The organism is Pseudomonas sp. DTU12.1, from assembly GCF_009873475.1.
Taxonomy (GTDB): domain Bacteria; phylum Pseudomonadota; class Gammaproteobacteria; order Pseudomonadales; family Pseudomonadaceae; genus Aquipseudomonas; species Aquipseudomonas proteolytica.
In genome coordinates this window covers 1,580,865-1,600,738 of sequence record NZ_CP045254.1, presented here as the reverse complement: position 1 = coordinate 1,600,738, position 19,874 = coordinate 1,580,865, and the positions used below count along the sequence as shown (strand labels likewise).

The following is a 19,874-nucleotide window of genomic DNA, read 5'->3' as shown; positions in this document are numbered from 1 at the left end:
CCTCTTATTGATGACGTGCCATGTCCGATGCCAGTCCGTGTCTGAATTGCGGTGCCTGCTGTTCACACTTTCGCGTGTCTTTCTTTTGGGGCGAATGCGCTTCATCAGGCGGCACCGTGCCCGATGAACTGGTGGTACAGATCAACCCCAGCCGAGTGGCGATGATCGGCACCGACCAAAAGCCGGCGCGCTGCTGCAGCCTGGAAGGCGAAGTGGGCAGCGGCACACGCTGCTCGATCTACGCCCAGCGTTCCAGCGTATGCCGGGAGTTCGAAGCGTCATGGAGCCAGGGCGAAGTGAACGTCGATTGCGACGCCGCCCGCGCCGCGTTCGGCCTGGCGCCGCTTGAGCAACCGCCTTACGAGTACGAATTGCCGATCAGCGCTTAGAATCATTGGCTATGGTCAGCATGCCAAAATCGAAGAAGTCAAAATGCCATTACCGCTTGCGATTCCGTTGAGCCTTCTATACTCGAATCCATAGGTCATCGCCGCGCGCCGTGACACGAGATGACTCAAACGGGACATGCTATGGAATGGCTGGGTCTGCATTTTTTTACCCCCCTTCCCGAGAGCGGGCATTTATTACTCGATTGCACCCATAACCCCTTCCTGGTGCTACTGGCGTACCTGGTTGCCTGCGCAGCGGGCTTCGGCACCTTGGACATGGCTGAACGGGTCGGCCACGTTGACAACCCCACGGCAAAACGCCGCTGGCGCTGGATCGGCGCCGCTTGCCTGGCCGGCGGGATCTGGTCGACTCACTTCATCAGCATGCTGGCGTTCCAGGCGCCCATTGCCATCCATTACGAAGTGTTCATGACCGTTGCCTCCTTGTTGATCGCAATGGTCGCGTCGCTATTCGCCATGCAAACCCTCAGTCATGCGCAACTGCACTTTCATCAATACCTGGTCGCCTCCATCTGGATGGGCCTGGGCATCGCCCTGATGCATTACGTGGGCATGTCCGCCATGCGCTCCGAGGCCCAGGTGTACTTTTCCGGCGCGCTGTTCGGGTTGTCGGTGGCCATCGCCATCGGCGCCAGCCTGGCAGCCTTGCTGTTGTCCCATTACCTGCGCAGTGGCAGCGGGATGTTCCACCAACTGCTCAAGTACGGCGCCAGCCTGGTGCTCGGCGCCGGCATTCTCAGCATGCACTTCACCGGCATGGCCGCCATGCAACTGCTGCTGCCCACAGGGGCTGTGCCGCCGCTGCCAATCGACAATAATCCGACGCAACTGGGGCTGTCGGTGGCCGTCATCACATTGCTGGTGATCGGCAGCAGCATCAGTGCGGCCCTCGCCGACAAGAAACTGCAGCACAAGGAACGCGACCTGCGTCGGGTTAATACCCTGCTGAGCGAACTGGACCAGGCGCGCGCGTCCCTGCAGCAAGTCGCCCACTATGATGCCTTGACCAGCCTGCTCAATCGTCGGGGTTTCAACCAGATCTTCGCCGAAAAGCTCGCACAGAAATCCCTCGACGGGGGCATGCTGGCGGTGATTTTCCTCGACATCGACCACTTCAAGCGGATCAACGACAGCCTGGGCCATGACGCCGGCGATGAGCTGCTGACGGTCCTGGCCGGGCATATCAAGAGTTCGGTACGCAGCCACAATGATGTAGTGGCGCGGTTTGGCGGCGATGAGTTCTGCATCCTGATCAATATCCATCATCGCGACGAAGCGCGGCACATGGCCCAGCGCATCATGCTGAAAATGAAAGAGCCCATCGAGCTGGCCGGCCGGCGCATGGTGATGACCACCAGCATCGGTATCAGCGTGTTTCCCGAGGATGGAACCACCAGCGAGGAACTGCTGAAAACCGCCGACCTGGCGCTCTATCAGTCCAAGGATGGCGGGCGCAACAGCTTGAATTTCTTCAGCTCCAACCTGAAAACCCGGGCCTCTCTTGAACTGCAACTGGAAGAGGAACTGCGTAACGCACTACGCAACCAAAAAGAACTGGTCCTGCATTACCAACCGATTCTCGACCTGCGCAAAGGCAAAGTCACCCGGCTTGAAGCCCTGGTGCGCTGGCAACATCCCGTCCATGGTTTGCTGGCGCCCGACCGGTTTATCGGTATTGCCGAAAACAACGGGCTGATCGCCGAACTGGACAACTGGGTACTACGCCAGGCCTGTGCCGACCTGAGCTGGCTGACGGAACAGGGCCACCCCGACCTGAGCATGGCCGTCAACTGCTCGGCCCTGAACCTGGCCCGTGACGAACTGGCGGACGAGATCGAATATGCCCTGCGCAGCAGCGGTATCGCCGCCAGCCGCCTGGAACTGGAAGTCACCGAAAATGCCCTGATGGGCAACATCAGCAGCACCCTGATCCTGCTGCGGCAAATCCGCGCGCTGGGTGTTTCGCTGTCCATCGATGACTTCGGCACCGGTTACTCCTCCCTTTCCTATCTCAAGCGCCTGCCCCTCAACACCTTGAAAATCGATCGGTCCTTTATCCAGGACATTCCCAAATCCACCACCGATATGGAGATTGTCCAGGCGATCATCGGCATGGCCCACACCCTGCACCTGCAGGTCATCACCGAAGGGGTGGAAACTGCGCAACAACTGGAGCTTCTGATCAAGCATGGTTGCGACTATGTGCAGGGTTATCTGCTCAGTGCAGCAGTGCCGGCCAATGAAGTCAGCGCGTTGATCATCGCGCTGGATCAGCACAACCCGCTCACACCGTTAAGCCAGGCAGGCGGCAAGGACACCTCTTCGGTGGTACGTCCCATCCGTTGACGCGCAAAAGCCTTGGCATATCGCCATCATTTTGATTAAAGAACGCCGACGAACGGCCGATTCATGAGAGTCCGGCGTCGCTTTTCCCTAGAAACAATAGGGTTAAGACGGGTCGCTGAGGCCTAAAACGCACTTTAAAAGTCGCGAACTCTCACTCGGTGATGGCTCTTTGATGCTTTCCAGCCATCCGTCCAGGCACATGGCGCACAATGACTTCTAAAAATAATCCTGCTACTGCGGTATCCGACGTGTTGCTGACAGCTCCTGCGGAAAAACCCTCAGGTTCAAAGTCATTGAACAGTCAACGTGCGCTGGGCACCCAGCAATACCTGTACTTCACCGAAACCAACACCGACCGCATCCTCGACAACCTCGACGGCCTGCGCGACATGGTGTTCCCACGCCCGCCGCACCTTGAGGGCGACAGCGAGTTACGCAGCGAGCAGGAGTTTCCCTCGGTCTGCCTGATCGGCTTGGGGCGCTGCGGTTCCAACATTGCCCTGGATGTCGCGGAGCTGGTCTACAACGCGCGCAAGTTCTACTTGAACGAGTTCAGCACCGAAGACAAATCCTACGTTGAAAAGGGCTACAGCCCTGCCCAATGGATCCGCAACAACCTGCGCCTGGGCGCCAGCAAGGCCAGCAAGCCGGTATTCCTGGTAGAACCGTTGGTGATGCTCGGCGACCTGGACAAAGACATCGCCGGGCGCATCCGTTTTTCCCGCAAGGGCGAAAAAAGCGGCTTTTTGCGCGACTACAGCAAGATGAAAATCATGGACCTGTCGGAAGTGCACGCCGGTGGCGCCGGTAACGCACCGATCCTCGGCCAGTACCTGGCCAAGATCATCCTCAACAAAGACACCCAGCGTTTTTCCAGCCCCGACTGGAAGATGATCCATTCGTACCTGATCGATTCCTGCGGGATCAAGGCCAACCAGTCGCGCCTGTATTTCTCGATCTTCAGCGCTGGCGGCGGCACCGGCTCGGGCATGGCCTCGGAATTTGGCCTGGCCCAGCAGCACTCGTACATGAACAAAACCTTCGACACCAAGCCCGCCGACGAGCACGACAGCAAGAGCGGCCACGCCTTTGTGTTCGAGCCGATCTTCACCAGCGGCATTTGCGTGCTGCCGAATATCTCCGATCACCGCAGCGAAATGTCCGAGGCTCTGCACATCAACGCCGGGCGGCTGCTGTGCAAGTACCTGTCGGAGGAATGGGACTTCTCGTACAACTTCGACAATGAAGACAGCAGCGAGGCCAGCGTCAAAGGGCGTATTCGCCCGTGGAACGCCATGATGCTGATCTCCAACGACATCATGCGTTACGCCGAAGAAAGCGACGATGGCAACATCCAGAACATTGACGTCAATGCCATGGAAAAACACGCCAACCAGTACATCTCACAGCAGATCTTCAACATTCTGACGGCCCAGGCGGTGACAACCGACTACGACCAGAACTATTTCCGCCGGGCCGGCATTGATATCGGTGAAACCATTCGCCTGGACGCCAACGACCTGTTCATGAGCCTGGCCGGGCCGGTGGCGATTGCCTATGCCGAGTCTGTGGTCCCGGAAACCCCGGCGCCGTCGAATGACAAGTTCAAGGTGTTTGAAAAAGAACCGCAGCGCTTGAACATCGATGACCTGTTCTTCCGCTCCATCGACCTGCCCCACTTCAACAAGGTCACCCAGGCCATCGAAGGCATCAGCCTGCTGCCGATCGAGTCCAAGCGCTATCGGGCGTCGCTGGAGCAGTACAAGAATTCCGGCTACGACGCGGCGGCCCTGCATGACCTGCACTTCTTCAAGAACTGCTCGTCGGTGGTGTCCATCGTCTCCCTGCCCAAGGACTACAAACTGTCCTATATGGACCTGAACCGGCTCAAGACGCACCTCAACAGCCTGTTCCCCAACACCACCCTCAAGCGTTACGCACTGGTGATCGGCGCCTCGGCCAACCTGTCGCTGACCACCCTGATCGCCAAGAGCCCGTGCCTGTCGGATGATTTCCTGACGTTGATCGTGGCCTTTATCAAGCGCTGCTTTGCCCGCAACCCGTACCGCTTCGACGAGACGCTGGACAACTCGATCCTGGACTTCATCATCCATGAAGACTTCGACGAGGACCGTATTGACGAGTTGCTCAACGAATTCGAGAACCCGGCGAAAATCCTCGATACCAACTGGTACGCGATCAAGCCGATGTATGAGAAGAAGTACCGCGAGCTGATCAATGACAAAGAGAAGTTTGTCTCGATCAACGATATCCGCCTGTCGCGGGACTGTGTGAAGAAGGCGATCAAGTACCTGCGTGAGATTTATCGTCACCGGATTGGCAAGACCAAGGTTATTTCCTTGAATAACCATACCGGGAAGACGGCCTAGACCGCGGCGCGGCCTTCGCGGGCAAGCCCGCCCCCACAGTTGACCGAGGTCCACCCTTGGAATGCGGTCGACTGTGGGCGGGCTTGCTCGCGAAAGCGGTCTGCCAGGCGACAATATCCATAACCTTGCCACACCAAGAAACAATTCCCCGAGCCATTCGCGGCCCGCAAAACTGTTCCCATGACGTTTACGTCACCCTCGCCTGTGACCTTTCTTCACGGCCAGTTGCCATCATGGCGAAAGCGGTTACTCCGCTACACACTTCCCACCGGGAAAAACTCGCACCATTTCAGTGCGAGCATTTAATTCGATGCCCTTTCCTGGATCAGAATCCACGGCGAAACCACCACCGCCCACAGGCTCGGATCACGCTCCAGCAGGTCCAATGCCCGCGTCGCAGACACTTCGCCAAGGCTCCCCGAGGCCAGCCAGGCGGCCACTTTGTCCCGGCTATCCTCGGCCATGCCCTCGGCGGCTTCGATCAAATCCAGGCCCGCGTCGACCCACAATAGGGCACCCTTGGCGAAGAACGGCTCAAGCTCCTTCCAGGAAATTTCCGCGGTTTCGCCGAGCAGCTTGGCATAGAGGGTGCTAGGTTCTTGCGTCATGGGAACTCACCTGAGGAAAAAATCGGCGCAATCATACCGTCGAGACTTCCTCAGAAAAACCCAGTTGCAATTGAGGCACCGATTGAAAGCGTCAGGAACGCCAAGGATTGCCCGAGACTCTGGCATTCACCCGCCGCAATTCTGTCTTTTTCTTTCATTTAAGCGACATACCCAGGGTTTGCCCCCAGTAGCTAGCTTTTCAAGCGATCAACCGGCGCTCTACACTGTACCGGTACAGTTGCCAGGCCGCTGCCGGGGGGATATCCGAGATATCTGATCCGGTTCTGTAGCCCACAAGGCCGCTAGAACTATAAAAAATACAACAGTAAGAGTGGAGCACTATGAATAAGGCTACTAAGCAGATTTCCAAACTGTTTGCCGCTATGGTCCTGGCTGGGGTTGCCGGCCATTCGTTCGCAGCTGACACCATCAAGATCGGTATTGCCGGCCCTAAAACCGGCCCTGTGACCCAATACGGCGATATGCAGTTCATGGGCGCCAAGCAAGCCATCAAAGACATCAACGCCAAGGGCGGTGTCGACGGCAAGATGCTCGAAGCCAAGGAATACGATGACGCTTGCGACCCTAAACAAGCCGTTGCCGTAGCCAACAAAGTGGTCAACGACGGCGTCAAGTTCGTGGTCGGCCACCTCTGCTCCAGCTCCACTCAACCCGCTACCGACATCTACGAAGACGAAGGTGTGATCATGATCACGCCGGCTGCCACCAGCCCGGATATCACCGCTCGTGGCTACAAGCTGGTCTTCCGTACCATCGGCCTGGACAGCGCCCAGGGCCCAGCGGCCGGCAACTACATCGCCGACCACGTCAAGCCGAAGGTCGTTGCAGTACTGCACGACAAGCAACAATACGGTGAAGGCATCGCGTCTGCCGTGAAGAAGACCCTGGAAGAAAAAGGCGTGAAAGTCGCCGTCTTCGAAGGCCTGAACGCCGGCGACAAGGACTTCTCCTCGATTATCCAGAAGCTCAAGCAAGCCAACGTCGACTTCGTCTACTACGGCGGCTACCACCCAGAACTGGGCCTGATCCTGCGCCAGTCCCAGGAAAAAGGCCTGAAAGCCAAGTTCATGGGTCCGGAAGGCGTCGGCAACGACTCCATCTCGCAAATCGCCCAGAAAGCCTCCGAAGGCCTGCTGGTCACCCTGCCGAAATCCTTCGACGCAGACCCTGCCAACAAGGCAATCGTCGACGCACTCAAGGCTGACGGCAAAGACCCAAGCGGTCCGTTCGTGTTCCCAGCCTACTCGGCGGTGGAAATCATCGCCGGCGGCATCGCTGCTGCCAAAAGCGAAGACACCACCAAAGTGGCCGAGGCCATCCACGCGGGTACCTTCAAGACCCCGACCGGCGACCTGAGCTTCGACGCCAAGGGCGACCTGAAAGACTTCAAGTTCGTGGTCTACGAATGGCACTTCGGTCAACCAAAAACCGAAGTTTCCCCTCAGTAAGCCAGGCGTTACTGGACAACAAGCCCACTGTGCAAGCAGTGGGTTTTGTTTTACGAGGTTTATGGGCCACGCACCCGCGATCCGGGCGCTGGTTCACCTGAAAATCTTAAAACCGTCACCAGCGGTTCGCTGGCAAATGCTTTGTGCAAATGTGCTCACAGAACACAGCACCAGGCTGGAAGATGACTCCACCAGTGAAATGCGTATCGGGTTTTTAGGAGCGCTGTAATGCCTGAGATCTATCATTTTTTCCAACAGCTGGTTAATGGCCTGACCATTGGCAGCACCTATGCCTTGATAGCCATTGGCTACACAATGGTTTACGGCATCATTGGAATGATCAACTTCGCCCACGGCGAGGTGTACATGATTGGCTCCTATGTGGCTTTCATCGCCATTGCCGGGTTGGCCATGATGGGTATCCACTCCCTGCCGCTGTTGATGACTGCCGCGTTCCTTGCGTCAATCGTCGTAACCAGTGCCTACGGCTACAGTATCGAACGCGTTGCGTACCGCCCCTTGCGTGGCAGCAACCGGTTGATCCCGTTGATTTCCGCCATCGGCATGTCGATTTTCCTACAGAACACCGTATTGCTGTCCCAGGACTCCAAGGACAAGTCCATTCCCAACCTGATCCCGGGCAGTATTTCCTTCGGGCCGGGCGGTGCAGAAGAAGTCCTGATTTCCTACATGCAGATCCTAGTCTTCGTCGTCACCCTGGTGGCGATGCTCGGCCTGACCCTGTTCATCTCCCGCTCCCGTCTGGGGCGCGCCTGCCGGGCCTGCGCCGAAGACATCAAGATGGCCAACCTGTTGGGCATCAACACCAACAACATCATTGCCCTGACCTTCGTGATCGGTGCCGCATTGGCCGCCGTCGCGGCAGTGCTGCTGAGCATGCAGTATGGCGTGATCAACCCCAACGCCGGCTTCCTGGTGGGCCTCAAAGCCTTTACCGCGGCGGTTCTGGGCGGCATCGGCAGTATTCCGGGCGCCATGCTCGGGGGGCTGGTGCTGGGTGTGGCCGAAGCCTTTGGTGCCGATATCTTCGGCGACCAGTACAAGGACGTGGTGGCCTTCGGTCTATTGGTTCTGGTGCTGTTATTCCGGCCGACCGGCATCCTGGGCCGTCCGGAGGTTGAGAAAGTATGAGCAGATATCTTAAATCGGCGTTTTTCAGCGCCTTGCTGGTATGGGCCGTGGCCTTTCCGGTACTCGGGCTCAAGTTGAGCATTGTCGGGATCAACCTTGAAGTACACGGCACCGGGCCGGTGACACTGACCATCATCGCCCTGTGCTCGGTGCTGATGTTCCTGCGGGTACTGTTCACCCAGCAGGTTGGTGCGCTGCTCAAGTCCAACCGGGGCCCGCTGGTCTCGCCCAAGGTCAGCCAGTTCCTGACCCTGCCGCGCACCCAGCGCTACATCATCATCGGCCTGATCGTGGCCGCGTTGATCTGGCCATTCTTCGGCTCCCGTGGTGCGGTGGATATTGCCACCCTGATCCTGATCTACGTGTTGCTGGGCTTGGGCCTGAACATCGTGGTGGGCCTGGCCGGGCTGCTCGACCTGGGTTACGTGGGCTTCTACGCAGTGGGTGCCTACACCTACGCGCTGCTCTCGCACTACCTGGGCTGGAGCTTCTGGATCTGCCTGCCATTGGCCGGCATGGCGGCGGCGACGTTCGGCTTCCTGCTGGGCTTCCCGGTGTTGCGCCTGCGCGGTGACTACCTGGCCATCGTGACCCTGGGCTTCGGTGAAATCATCCGCCTGTTCCTGCGTAACCTCACCGATATCACCGGGGGTCCCAACGGCATCAGCAGCATTCCCAAGCCAACGTTCTTCGGCTTGTCGTTTGATCGCTCCGCTGCCGAGGGCATGCAGACCTTCCACGAGTACTTCGGGATTGCCTACAACCCGGTGAGCAAGGTGGTGTTCCTGTACCTGGTCGCCCTGCTGCTGGCCCTGGCCGCGCTGTTCGTGATCAACCGCCTGCTGCGCATGCCGATCGGGCGCGCGTGGGAAGCGCTGCGTGAAGACGAAATCGCTTGCCGCGCGCTGGGCCTGAACCCGACCATCATCAAGCTCTCCGCCTTTACCCTGGGTGCTGCGTTCGCCGGTTTTGCCGGTAGCTTCTTTGCTGCTCGCCAAGGCCTGGTGACGCCGGAGTCGTTTACCTTCATCGAGTCGGCAATCATCCTCGCCATCGTGGTATTGGGTGGCATGGGCTCGCAGTTGGGCGTGATTCTTGCGGCCATCGTGATGATCCTGCTGCCGGAACTGATGCGTGAGTTCAGCGAGTACCGCATGTTGATGTTCGGCGCCATGATGGTGCTGATGATGATCTGGCGCCCTCAAGGCCTGCTGCCCATGCAACGTCCACATATGGAGCTGCGCAAATGAGCCGCGAGATCCTGAAAGTCGAAAACCTGAGCATGCGCTTCGGCGGCTTGCTGGCGGTCAATGGCGTTGCCCTGACCGTCAAAGAGAAACAAGTGGTCGCCTTGATCGGCCCCAACGGCGCCGGCAAGACCACGGTGTTCAACTGCCTGACCGGTTTCTACAAGCCGGCCGGTGGCAGCATCCTGCTGGACGGCCAGCCGATCCAGGGCCTGGCCGGTCACGAGATCGCCCGCAAGGGCGTGGTGCGGACCTTCCAGAACGTGCGGTTGTTCAAGGACATGACCGCAGTGGAAAACCTGCTGATTGCCCAGCACCGTCACCTGAACACCAACTTCTTCGCAGGCCTGTTCAAGACTCCGGCGTTCCGCAAGAGCGAGCGCGAGGCCATGGAGTACGCCGCGTATTGGCTGGACAAGGTCAACCTCACCGAGTTTGCCAACCGCCCAGCCGGCACCCTGGCCTATGGTCAGCAACGTCGCCTGGAAATCGCCCGCTGCATGATGACCCGCCCGCGGATCCTGATGCTCGACGAACCGGCGGCAGGCCTCAACCCCAAGGAAACCGAAGACCTCAAGGCGTTGATCGGTGTGCTGCGTGAAGAAAACAACGCCACCGTGCTGCTGATCGAGCACGACATGAAACTGGTCATGAGCATTTCCGACCATATCGTCGTGATCAACCAGGGCACGCCATTGGCCAACGGGACGCCGGAGCAGATCCGCGACAACCCGGAAGTGATCAAAGCCTATTTGGGGGAAGCGTAAATGCTGCAATTCGAAAACGTTTCCACTTTCTACGGCAAGATCCAGGCCCTGCACGACGTCAACGTGGAAGTGCGCCAGGGCGAGATCGTCACCCTGATCGGTGCCAACGGTGCCGGCAAGTCCACCTTGCTGATGACCCTGTGCGGTTCGCCCCAGGCTCACAGCGGCAGCATCCGCTACATGGGTGAGGAACTGGTGGGCCAGCACTCGGCAGCGATCATGCGCAAGAGCATTGCCGTGGTCCCGGAAGGCCGTCGGGTGTTTGCCCGCCTGACCGTGGAAGAAAACCTCGCCATGGGCGGGTTCTTTACCGACAAGGGCGATTACCAGGAGCAGATGGACAAGGTGCTGCACCTATTCCCTAGGCTCAAGGAGCGTTTCAGCCAGCGCGGCGGCACCATGTCCGGCGGCGAACAGCAGATGCTCGCCATCGGCCGTGCGCTGATGAGCAAGCCTAAGCTGCTGCTGTTGGACGAACCTTCCCTGGGCCTGGCGCCGATCATCATCCAGCAGATCTTCGACATCATCGAGCAACTGCGCAAGGACGGTGTGACGGTGTTTTTGGTGGAGCAGAACGCCAACCAGGCGTTGAAAATTGCCGACCGTGCCTATGTACTGGAAAACGGCCGGGTGGTGATGCAGGGCAGCGGCGAGCAATTGCTGACCGACCCGAAAGTGCGCGAGGCGTACCTGGGCGGCTAAAAACGGCGTAAAAAATGTGGGAGCGGGCTTGCCCGCGATGGCGGAGTGCCAGGGCCGGATGTATTGGCTGACACACCTCTATCGCGGGCAAGCCCGCTCCCACATTTGTTTTGTGTGAACCGTAGAATTTGCGTTGTTTTCAAGTTTTCTTCGATCCCCGTGTAACGATCCCCTCCCCCCTTTCTCTAGTGGGGTAAGCAAGCACAAACGCTTTCTTACCTACCTCACTACTGGAGAAACACCATGACCACTACCACCCGTTCGCTGTCCGTCGCCACCCTCGTCCTGGCCCTGGGTTCTGCCTTGAGCCTGAGCACCCTGACCACTGTCGCCCATGCCGACGAGCCGAAGATGGAAAAATGCTTTGGCGTCGCCCTCAAAGGCAAGAACGACTGCGCCGCAGGCGCTGGCACCACCTGCGCGGGCACCTCGAAAACCGACTACCAGGCCAACGCCTGGAACCTGGTCCCCGAGGGCACCTGCATGAAGATGGAAAGCAAAACCTCGCCAACCGGTTTTGGCCAACTGGAAGCCTTCAAGGCCAAATCCTGAATCCCCCGCCTGAGTACTGACGATGACGCTTTCATCCCTGCCTGATGTCGCCCAGGCTCAGGCTCCCGGCCTTCCGCGCCGGGCCGGGCTGGGGCTCAAGAGCGAGCACTTCCAGCAAGTGCTCGCCACCCTGCCCGACATTGGTTTTTTTGAGGTCCACGCCGAAAACTATATGGTGGCCGGCGGACCGTTCCACCACTACCTGGGGTTGATCCGCGAGCACTATGCGCTGTCGCTGCACGGCGTCGGCCTGTCCATCGGCGGCGAAGGCCCGCTGGACCACGCTCACTTGGCGCGCCTGGCGGCACTGGTGGAACGCTATCAACCCCACTCCTTTTCCGAACACCTGGCGTGGTCCAGCCACGGCCCGGTGTTTCTCAATGATCTGCTGCCCCTGGCCTATGACGACGCAACCCTCAAGCGGGTGTGCGAACACATTGACCAGGTACAAAGCACGCTCAAGCGGCGCATGTTGCTGGAGAACCCGTCGACCTACCTGCTGTTCCAACACTCCTCCCTGGACGAAACCGACTTTATCAGCGAGGTCATCCAGCGCACCGGCTGCGGCTTGTTGCTGGACGTGAACAATGTGTATGTGTCCTGCATCAATCATCAGCAGGATCCGTTGGCCTACCTCAATGCCTTGCCTTTGCACAGCATGGGCGAGATTCATCTGGCGGGTTTTGCCGAAGATGCCGACAGCCTCGGTGATCGCCTGCTGATCGATGACCACGGAGCGCCGGTCGACAACGCCGTCTGGCAGTTGTATCAACAGGCACTGCAACGCACCGGCCCGGTGGCTACGCTGATCGAGCGCGACAACGATGTACCGGCCTTTAGCGTATTGCACGCCGAAGCCCGGCAAGCGGACCAGCATCTGCTGGCTGCGGCGGTGCACCCATGAACCGGCACGAACAGTTCGCCCAGGCCCTGCTTACGCCGGGCCTGCCATGCCCGGATGGATTATTCAGCCGCAATGGCGCCGAGCCTGCCAGCCGTTTTGCGGTGTATCGCAATAACGTCCACAGCTCATTGATCAACGCCCTGGCCGACAGTTATCCGGTGACCCAACAACTGGTGGGCGAGCATTTTTTCCGGGCGATGGCGGGGTTGTATATCCAGGCGTATCCGCCTATCAGCCCGCTGCTCCACGACTACGGCAGTGACCTGGCGGACTTTATCAAGGGCTTCGCCCCCGCTGCCGATGTGCCGTACGTGGCCGACGTGGCTCGACTGGAACGCTTGCGCATCAGTGCATATCACGCCATTGACACCCCCGTGGCCAATCCACACGCCGTGGTGAACCAACTGCAGCAGTTATCAAGTCTGGGCAACGTGCGCCTGCAATTGCATCCCTGCGTTGCCACCTTGCGCTCGGACTACGCCGTGGTGGCCCTATGGGCTGCGCACCAAACCACCGACCCCGTCGCCCGACTCGACCCCTGGCATGGGCAAAGTGCGATGGTCCTGCGCAACGGCCTGGAGGTCGAAGTGTTTTGCATCGACAGCGGCTGCGTGACCTTCATCAACAGCCTGAACAACGATTGGCCCCTGGAAATGGCGATGGCATACGCCCTCGACGCGGCCAGCGAATTCGACCTGCACCAATGCCTGGGACTGCTGATCAACCACCGCGCCATCACCCAAATCAAGGTACACCCATGAATACTGCCGCCCCGTGCCTGAGTGCACGCATCACTCAAACCTTCGAAAAAATCCCCTACAGCCTGATCGCCCTTGTCGCACGCTTTTCCATTGCAGCGGTGTTCTGGAAGTCCGGCCAGACCAAGGTCCAGGGGTTTGCCGTCGACCTGATAGACGGCACCTTCGAACTGGGCATGCCCCACCTGGCCAGCTCCACCGTGCCGTTGTTTCGAAGTGAATACCGGCTACCGTTTGTGCCAGCAGAAGTGGCCGCCTACCTGGCGACGTTCGCCGAGCACCTTTTCCCGGTCCTGATTCTGCTGGGGCTCGCCACGCGTTTTTCAGCGCTGGCGTTACTGGGCATGACCCTGGTGATTCAGCTGTTTGTCTATCCGGATGCCTACCCGACCCACGGCACCTGGAGCGCGTTGCTCCTGGTATTGATGGCCAAGGGGCCAGGACGGCTATCGATTGATCACTGGATCGCCCGGCGCTGGCGCTAGAGCCGGTCCAACGCTTCGCCGTTGCGCTTGAACCAGCCCACCAGGTAATCGGCCAGCACTTGGGTGCGACGCGGTAGCCCGCCCTGATATGGGTGCACCAGGTACATCGGCATGCTGCGGGTCTGATAATCACGCAAGAGCCAACGAAGCCGGCCGTCAGCCAATTCCTCTTGCAACAGATAGGACGGCAACCGTGCGATACCGGCCCCCACCAGCGCGGCCTTTTTCAGCAGGTTGTAGTGGTTGGAGGCAAACGTGCCATCCACCCGCACTCGCAACAGCTCGTGCTGCTGGTGATACAACCACTCTTCACGCCCACTGTAATGGCTGTTGAGTAAACAGCGGTGCCCAACCAGATCCGCGGGTGTCAGCGGCTCACCGTACTGTTGCAGATATGCTGGGCTGGCACAGGTCATTTCATGCCAGGCCAACAGGGGCTTGGCGACCAGGCGCTCATCGTTGGCAACCTCTGAGCGTACCGCCAGATCAAAACCGTCCCTGGCCAAGTCGCGATAATTATTGCTCAGATCCACTTCGACCTGCACTTGCGGGTACTGGCGGGAAAACTCCAATAACAGGCCATCAAAGAAGGTTTCGCCCAGGGAAACCGGAACCGTCATACGCACCGGCCCGGCCACATCGTCTTTCAGCCGGGCCAATGCCTGACGTGCGCGGTCCACCTGGATGACCAGCGCCTGGGCTTGTGGCAGCAAGGCCGCGCCGGCAGCGGTCAGATTGAGTCGGCGGGTGGTGCGGTGCAGTAACACCACCGAGAACTGTGCCTCCAGCTGGCTGATGCGCTTGGACAGCTGCCCCTTGCTGCAGCCCAGTTGCTGGGCTGCCAGGGTAAAGCTGCCGGCTTCGATCAACACCGCAAACGCCGCCAGGTCGTCCATCTCGCTCATGGATTGTTTCCAATTGAAAACCAAAGGTTGCCTATTAGTGCGCTTATCTGCCGAAAAAACCACTCTAGACTGCAGGCTCACTTGAACCCTTTGAGGTACCACACCATGAAAATCCTGTTGATTGGCGCCAGCGGCACGGTGGGCTCGGCAGTCAAGGCCGAGCTGTCCCAGCGCCACGAAGTGATCAGCATTGGTCGCCAGAGCGGCGACTTTCAGGTCGATATCAGCAACAGCGCGTCGATCCGCCAACTGTTTGCGCAAACTGGCAAGTTCGACGCCCTGGTATGCGCCGCCGGCAACGTCAACTTCGTGCCCCTGGGCGACATGGATGCCAGCCACTTCGACCTCGGCCTGCAAGACAAACTGATGGGCCAGGTCAACCTGCTGCTGATCGGCCGCGAGTTTGCCAACGACGGTGCGTCGTTCACCTTCACCAGCGGCATCCTCAATCGCGACCCGATCCGCACCGGCGCTTCGGCCGCACTGGTCAATGGCGCCATCGATGCCTTCATCAAAGCGGCGGCGATTGAATTGCCACGGGGCTTGCGCATCAATTCGGTCAGCCCGACCGTGTTGGTAGAGGCTATGGGTAGCTATGCGCCGTACTTCAGGGGCTTCAAGCCGGTTCCTGCGGCGGAGGTGGCATTAGCCTACGCAAAGAGTGTTGAAGGCTTACAGACCGGACAGACTTACATCGTCGGCTGAACGGCGGCCGGCCAGTATCACTCGAGCAGCGATGGCATCATCTCCAGCAACTGGTCACGGGGAATGGAAAACGTCAGGTCGGGGCCGTCAAGGACACTCTGAACCGTCGCGGTATTGAGCTGCCGGCCATTGAGATACAGCGTTATCCGTTTGTGCATGGCCAACAGGCTCAGGGCTTTGGTACGAGCCCTGGCCTCGGGCGTCAGCGTCACGTTGACTTGAATAAACTCAGGCCGGGGCACAGAGGCTTTTTTCAGGCTCACCGTGATCTCGGTAAAGTCGGTCTGTGAGCTGTAGAACAGCTTGGCCGGAGCCTGGGCCCAGGCCAGGGGCGTCATCCAGACCAGGGCGAAAAAGGCCCATCGAAGGCTCATACACGTGCTCCTTTGAAAAGCTTGAACGTTGCACAAGGTTGGCACAGCAAACAGAGGAAAAGGCTTAAATCCGCGCGCCATTAAAATGCTGAAACCTAATCGCCCGCCATCCTCGGCTTGTGATGCAGCGCCAGCCTGCGTAACGTGGCGGCACTTGTCAGGAGACCCGATAATGTTTGCCGCCCGTACCCTTGCTCTGTTTGCCCTGCTGCCCTTGTTCGCTGCCTGCCAGGTGTTTGAACGCGATCCGGCGACGCCCTCCACTGCGGGCCTGACTCGCATGCAAGGCGAGTTGACGGCCATCGGCGACAAATTGCTGTTCCAGCCCTGCCATGACCAGCGTAACTACGTGGTCAACGATACCGGCGGTACCAGCATCCTCCAGGAAGCGGCGTCCCTGGCCGGCCAGCAAGGGGCGTTGTTTGCCGACTTGCGCGGCAAATTTTCCGGGGTCGCCAGCGGCACCCAGGGCCAGGTGGAGCTGCAACAGCTGTACCGCGTCGAACGCTCGACCTCAGCCTGTGACGACCCGGACTTCAAGCGCATGATCCTGCGAGCCAACGGGCACAAGCCAGCCTGGGCACTGAATGTGACCAACAAGGGCATGGTCCTGCAACGCGAAGGCCAGCCACCGTTGCCGGTGCCTTATGTGGAAGAGCAACTGGGTGACGGCCGTTTCAACCTCACCACCGAAGCCAACGGCCAGCAGATTGAACTGTGGGTCGCGCCCCAGCGCTGCATCGATAGCGTCAGCGGCAGCCTGCAACACATGAGCGCCGAACTTCGGATCAACGGTCAAGTGCAGCGTGGCTGCGCGGCATTTGGCGGCTCGCGAGACGACTGATTCGCCCCTGGGCGGTTTTAGCATGACGGGAATGCGTCGTTGGGGCTTATAATCGCCGGTTTGCAAAACCGCCGGCCCTACCAAACGCCGCATATCGGATCCTGTCATGCTACGAATCACCGAACTCAAGCTGCCCATCGACCATCCCGAAGAAGACCTGCGGCCTGCCATCGTGCAGCGCCTGGGCATCGCCAGTGATGATCTGCTCGATTTCACCCTGTTCAAACGCAGCTACGATGCGCGCAAGAAATCGTCGGAGCTGTGCTTTATCTACACCGTCGACCTTGAGGTCAAGGGTGAAGCTGCCCTGCTGCTCAAGTTCGCCGACGACCGCAATATCAATGCCGCGCCCGATGTCAGCTACAAGGTCGTGGGCCAGGCGCCGGCAGACCTGAGCGAGCGGCCCATCGTTGTCGGCTTCGGCCCTTGCGGGATCTTTGCCGGGTTGTTGCTGGCGCAGATGGGTTTCAAGCCGATCATCCTCGAACGCGGCCGCGAAGTGCGCCAACGTACCAAGGACACCTGGGGCCTGTGGCGCAAAAGCGTACTCAACCCCGAGTCCAACGTGCAGTTCGGCGAGGGCGGCGCCGGGACCTTTTCCGACGGCAAGCTCTACAGCCAGATCAAGGACCCGAAGTTCCACGGGCGCAAGGTCTTGCATGAGTTCGTCAAGGCCGGCGCGCCGGATGAGATCCTCTATGTCAGCAAGCCGCACATCGGCACCTTCCGCCTGACCGGTGTGGTGGAAAACATGCGCCAGCAGATCATCGCCCTGGGCGGTGAGGTCCGTTTTGAACAACGGGTCACCGACGTGCTGATCGAAGACGGCCAGTTGAATGGCGTGGTGGTCGCTGGGGGCGAACAGATCCTCTCCAAGCACGTGATTCTTGCCCTCGGCCACAGCGCCCGCGACACCTTCCGTATGCTCCACGGCCGTGGTGTGTACATGGAAGCCAAGCCGTTTTCGGTGGGCTTTCGCATCGAACACCCGCAATCGCTGATCGACGCCGCACGCCTGGGCAAGTATGCCGGGCACCCGAAACTGGGCGCGGCCGACTACAAGCTGGTGCACCACGCCAAGAACGGCCGTTCGGTATATAGCTTCTGTATGTGCCCGGGCGGTACGGTGGTTGCGGCCACTTCCGAGCCAAATCGGGTCGTGACCAATGGCATGAGCCAGTACTCGCGTAACGAGCGCAATGCCAACTCCGGGATCGTGGTCGGCATCACCCCGGAAGTGGACTACCCGGGTGGCCCTCTGGCCGGGATCGAATTGCAGGAGCGTCTGGAGTCCCACGCGTTCATCCTCGGCGGCAGCAACTACGAAGCGCCGGCGCAACTGGTCGGTGATTTCATCGCCGGCAAGCCGTCCACCGCCATTGGAACTGTAGAACCGTCCTACAAGCCAGGTGTAGCCCTCGGTGACTTGGCCCTGGCCTTGCCAGACTTCGCCATCGAGGCCATCCGCGAAGCGTTGCCGGCCTTTGAGAAGCAGATCAAGGGCTACTCGCTGCACGACGCGGTACTGACCGGGATCGAGACCCGCACTTCGTCGCCGCTGCGGATCACTCGCGATGCGTCGATGCAGAGCTTGAATGTCAAAGGCCTGTTCCCGGCCGGCGAAGGCGCCGGTTATGCCGGTGGGATCTTGTCGGCAGGCGTTGACGGGATTCGGATTGCCGAAGCCGTGGCCCGGGATATCCTCGGCATCGAGGCCTGACAGCTCACCCGCAAACGCCCCTCTCTATCGTGGGAGCCGGACTTGCCCGAGATGGCCACCATAGGTATCTACACAACTTTCAGAAACTGACGAACTTTCCTGTGGCGAGCGGGCTTGCCCCGCGCTGGGCTGCGAAGCAGCCCTAAACCCGGCCATCAGAGGTTTATCTGAAGAAACGCGGAGGGCTTTTTGGGGCTGCTTCGCAGCCCAGCGCGGGGCAAGCCCGCTCGCCACTGGAGAGTTGTGTAGATATCTACGGCCATCGCGGGCAAGCCCGGCTCCCACAACGGTCTCCATACACAGGAAATTTTAGATATTGGCGCGCAGGATGCTGTCCGGCAACGGCTCGCCCCGCTCGACACTGGCTGCAACAGCGTCAATCAGCTCCTCCAACTCATACCCTTGCCCGACCAGCCACGCATCGTCGTAATAGGTCGTGGCATAACGCTCGCCCCCATCACACAGAATCGCCACGATAGACCCCGACTCTCCTGCCGCCTGCATCTGCTGCGCGGCAATCAACGCGCCAATCAGATTGGTACCGCTGGAACCCCCGACCCGCCGTCCCAAGCGTTGCGCCAGGTAATGCATGGCCGCCAACGACAAGGCATCCGGCACCTTGACCATCGCATCAATCACCTTGGGCAGAAATGACGCTTCTACCCGTGGCCGGCCAATGCCCTCGATCCGCGAACCGCAGTCCAGGCGCAGGCTGGCGTCACCGGTCTGGTAATACTCGAAGAACACCGAACGCTCGGCGTCGGCGCATAACACCCGGGTGCAATGCTGGCGATAACGCACATAACGCCCGAGGGTCGCGGTGGTACCGCCGGTACCCGGGCTGGAAATCAGCCAGCTCGGCTCGGGATGCCGCTCGAAACGCAACTGCTGGAAGATCGACTCGGCAATATTGTTGTTCGCCCGCCAGTCGGTGGCCCGTTCGGCGTAGGTGAACTGATCCATGAAGTGCCCGCCGCTTTCCTGCGCCAGGCGCTCGGATTCGGCGTAGATCTGCGTGGGATCCTGCACCAGATGGCTCTTGCCGCCGTAAAAGGCGATCTGCGCAATCTTTTCCTGGGAGGTCGTGGCCGGCATCACCGCAATGAACGGCAGGCCCAACAAGCGCGCGAAGTACGCCTCGGAAATCGCCGTCGAGCCGCTGGAGGCTTCGATCACCGGCGCGCCCGGCTTGAGCCAGCCGTTGCACAGGGCATACAGGAACAAAGAGCGGGCCAACCGGTGCTTGAGGCTCCCGGTGGGGTGGCTGGACTCATCCTTGAAATACAACTCGATCCCCGGCAAACCCGGCAGCGGTAGGGGGATCAGGTGGGTGTCGGCGCTGCGCTGGAAGTCCGCTTCAATAATGCGGATGGCCTCTCGGGCCCACGGACGGTGGTCGCTCATGCTCAGGCTCCATTAAGTTTTCAGGCTTGATCTTAGGGACTTTCCTACACTGCACACAGATACAGTCATGACTCAATTCGATACACAATTGCCAGGCTTTGACGCAATCCATACAACGGCGCTTTTATATAA

At 59.6% G+C, this 19,874-nt stretch carries 19 protein-coding genes; 15 read left to right on the top strand and 4 right to left on the bottom strand.

The features are described 5' to 3' along the window. The first annotated feature begins 20 nt into the window (after positions 1-20). The 3 genes from GDV60_RS07065 to GDV60_RS07055 all read left to right on the top strand — a co-directional run bounded on the left by GDV60_RS07065 (position 21) and on the right by GDV60_RS07055 (position 5,146). Complete coding sequence (locus tag GDV60_RS07065) at positions 21-389, top strand: YkgJ family cysteine cluster protein (protein WP_029297096.1); 369 nt, start codon at positions 21-23, stop codon at positions 387-389. Between the two features lie 141 nt (positions 390-530). Then, positions 531-2,756 (top strand): bifunctional diguanylate cyclase/phosphodiesterase, encoded by a 2,226-nt coding sequence (locus tag GDV60_RS07060; protein WP_159906703.1) that lies wholly within the window; start codon positions 531-533, stop codon positions 2,754-2,756. Positions 2,757-2,965: 209 nt separating this feature from the next. Continuing rightward, positions 2,966-5,146: a hypothetical protein gene (locus tag GDV60_RS07055; protein WP_159906701.1), complete on the top strand. Its 2,181-nt coding sequence runs from the start codon at positions 2,966-2,968 to the stop codon at positions 5,144-5,146. Between the two features lie 302 nt (positions 5,147-5,448). Here the strand turns inward: GDV60_RS07055 and GDV60_RS07050 are convergent, their stop codons facing one another. Next, positions 5,449-5,754 carry a DUF2288 domain-containing protein gene (locus tag GDV60_RS07050; RefSeq protein WP_029297105.1) on the bottom strand — a complete coding sequence of 102 codons (306 nt, stop codon included), beginning with the start codon at positions 5,752-5,754 and terminating at the stop codon, positions 5,449-5,451. Between the two features lie 341 nt (positions 5,755-6,095). On the opposite strand from GDV60_RS07050, the gene GDV60_RS07045 reads away from it, so the two are divergent. The 9 genes from GDV60_RS07045 to GDV60_RS07005 all read left to right on the top strand — a co-directional run bounded on the left by GDV60_RS07045 (position 6,096) and on the right by GDV60_RS07005 (position 13,790). After that, a complete protein-coding gene (locus tag GDV60_RS07045) occupies positions 6,096-7,223 on the top strand; it encodes a branched-chain amino acid ABC transporter substrate-binding protein (protein ID WP_159906699.1) in 1,128 nt (375 codons plus the stop codon). A 228-nt stretch (positions 7,224-7,451) separates the two neighbouring features. Then, the gene (livH, locus tag GDV60_RS07040; RefSeq protein ID WP_029297109.1) at positions 7,452-8,375 is read left to right on the top strand and encodes a high-affinity branched-chain amino acid ABC transporter permease LivH; all 924 of its coding nucleotides are present in this window, start codon (positions 7,452-7,454) and stop codon (positions 8,373-8,375) included. Continuing rightward, positions 8,372-9,625 carry a high-affinity branched-chain amino acid ABC transporter permease LivM gene (locus tag GDV60_RS07035; protein ID WP_029297111.1) on the top strand — a complete coding sequence of 418 codons (1,254 nt, stop codon included), beginning with the start codon at positions 8,372-8,374 and terminating at the stop codon, positions 9,623-9,625. The genes livH and GDV60_RS07035 overlap by 4 nt, the downstream gene beginning before the upstream one ends. Continuing rightward, positions 9,622-10,389, top strand: coding sequence for a high-affinity branched-chain amino acid ABC transporter ATP-binding protein LivG (livG, locus tag GDV60_RS07030; RefSeq protein ID WP_038446527.1), 768 nt, complete (start codon positions 9,622-9,624; stop codon positions 10,387-10,389). The genes GDV60_RS07035 and livG overlap by 4 nt, the downstream gene beginning before the upstream one ends. Then, complete coding sequence (locus tag GDV60_RS07025) at positions 10,390-11,091, top strand: ABC transporter ATP-binding protein (protein WP_029297115.1); 702 nt, start codon at positions 10,390-10,392, stop codon at positions 11,089-11,091. 243 nt (positions 11,092-11,334) lie between these two features. Next, positions 11,335-11,643, top strand: a complete 309-nt coding sequence (locus GDV60_RS07020) for a DUF2282 domain-containing protein (protein ID WP_159906697.1) — start codon at positions 11,335-11,337, stop codon at positions 11,641-11,643. A gap of 22 nt (positions 11,644-11,665) precedes the next feature. Next, entirely contained in the window at positions 11,666-12,547 is an 882-nt protein-coding gene (locus tag GDV60_RS07015; protein ID WP_159906695.1) for a DUF692 domain-containing protein, read from the top strand. Further along, positions 12,544-13,308 (top strand): DNA-binding domain-containing protein, encoded by a 765-nt coding sequence (locus GDV60_RS07010; protein ID WP_159906693.1) that lies wholly within the window; start codon positions 12,544-12,546, stop codon positions 13,306-13,308. Before GDV60_RS07015 ends, GDV60_RS07010 begins: the two co-directional genes overlap by 4 nt. After that, on the top strand, positions 13,305-13,790 hold the full coding sequence (locus GDV60_RS07005) for a DoxX family protein (RefSeq protein ID WP_159906691.1): 486 nt from the start codon (positions 13,305-13,307) through the stop codon (positions 13,788-13,790). Before GDV60_RS07010 ends, GDV60_RS07005 begins: the two co-directional genes overlap by 4 nt. On the opposite strand, the gene GDV60_RS07000 is transcribed toward GDV60_RS07005, so the two are convergent. Further along, positions 13,787-14,695 carry a LysR family transcriptional regulator gene (locus tag GDV60_RS07000; protein WP_070995768.1) on the bottom strand — a complete coding sequence of 303 codons (909 nt, stop codon included), beginning with the start codon at positions 14,693-14,695 and terminating at the stop codon, positions 13,787-13,789. The two genes, GDV60_RS07005 and GDV60_RS07000, sit on opposite strands and share 4 nt — an antisense overlap. A gap of 105 nt (positions 14,696-14,800) precedes the next feature. On the opposite strand from GDV60_RS07000, the gene GDV60_RS06995 reads away from it, so the two are divergent. After that, complete coding sequence (locus GDV60_RS06995) at positions 14,801-15,400, top strand: short chain dehydrogenase (protein WP_154906452.1); 600 nt, start codon at positions 14,801-14,803, stop codon at positions 15,398-15,400. A 17-nt stretch (positions 15,401-15,417) separates the two neighbouring features. Here the strand turns inward: GDV60_RS06995 and GDV60_RS06990 are convergent, their stop codons facing one another. Beyond that, positions 15,418-15,774, bottom strand: coding sequence for a hypothetical protein (locus GDV60_RS06990; RefSeq protein ID WP_070995766.1), 357 nt, complete (start codon positions 15,772-15,774; stop codon positions 15,418-15,420). A gap of 172 nt (positions 15,775-15,946) precedes the next feature. Here GDV60_RS06990 and GDV60_RS06985 point away from each other — a divergent pair, with 172 nt between their 5' ends. Further along, a complete protein-coding gene (locus GDV60_RS06985; RefSeq protein ID WP_154906454.1) occupies positions 15,947-16,618 on the top strand; it encodes a COG3650 family protein in 672 nt (223 codons plus the stop codon). Positions 16,619-16,724: 106 nt separating this feature from the next. After that, positions 16,725-18,338, top strand: coding sequence for an NAD(P)/FAD-dependent oxidoreductase (locus GDV60_RS06980; RefSeq protein WP_029297133.1), 1,614 nt, complete (start codon positions 16,725-16,727; stop codon positions 18,336-18,338). Between the two features lie 309 nt (positions 18,339-18,647). Here GDV60_RS06980 and GDV60_RS06975 read toward each other — a convergent pair whose 3' ends face one another. Further along, positions 18,648-19,742, bottom strand: coding sequence for a PLP-dependent cysteine synthase family protein (locus GDV60_RS06975; protein WP_029297134.1), 1,095 nt, complete (start codon positions 19,740-19,742; stop codon positions 18,648-18,650). Between the last annotated feature and the right edge of the window lie 132 nt (positions 19,743-19,874).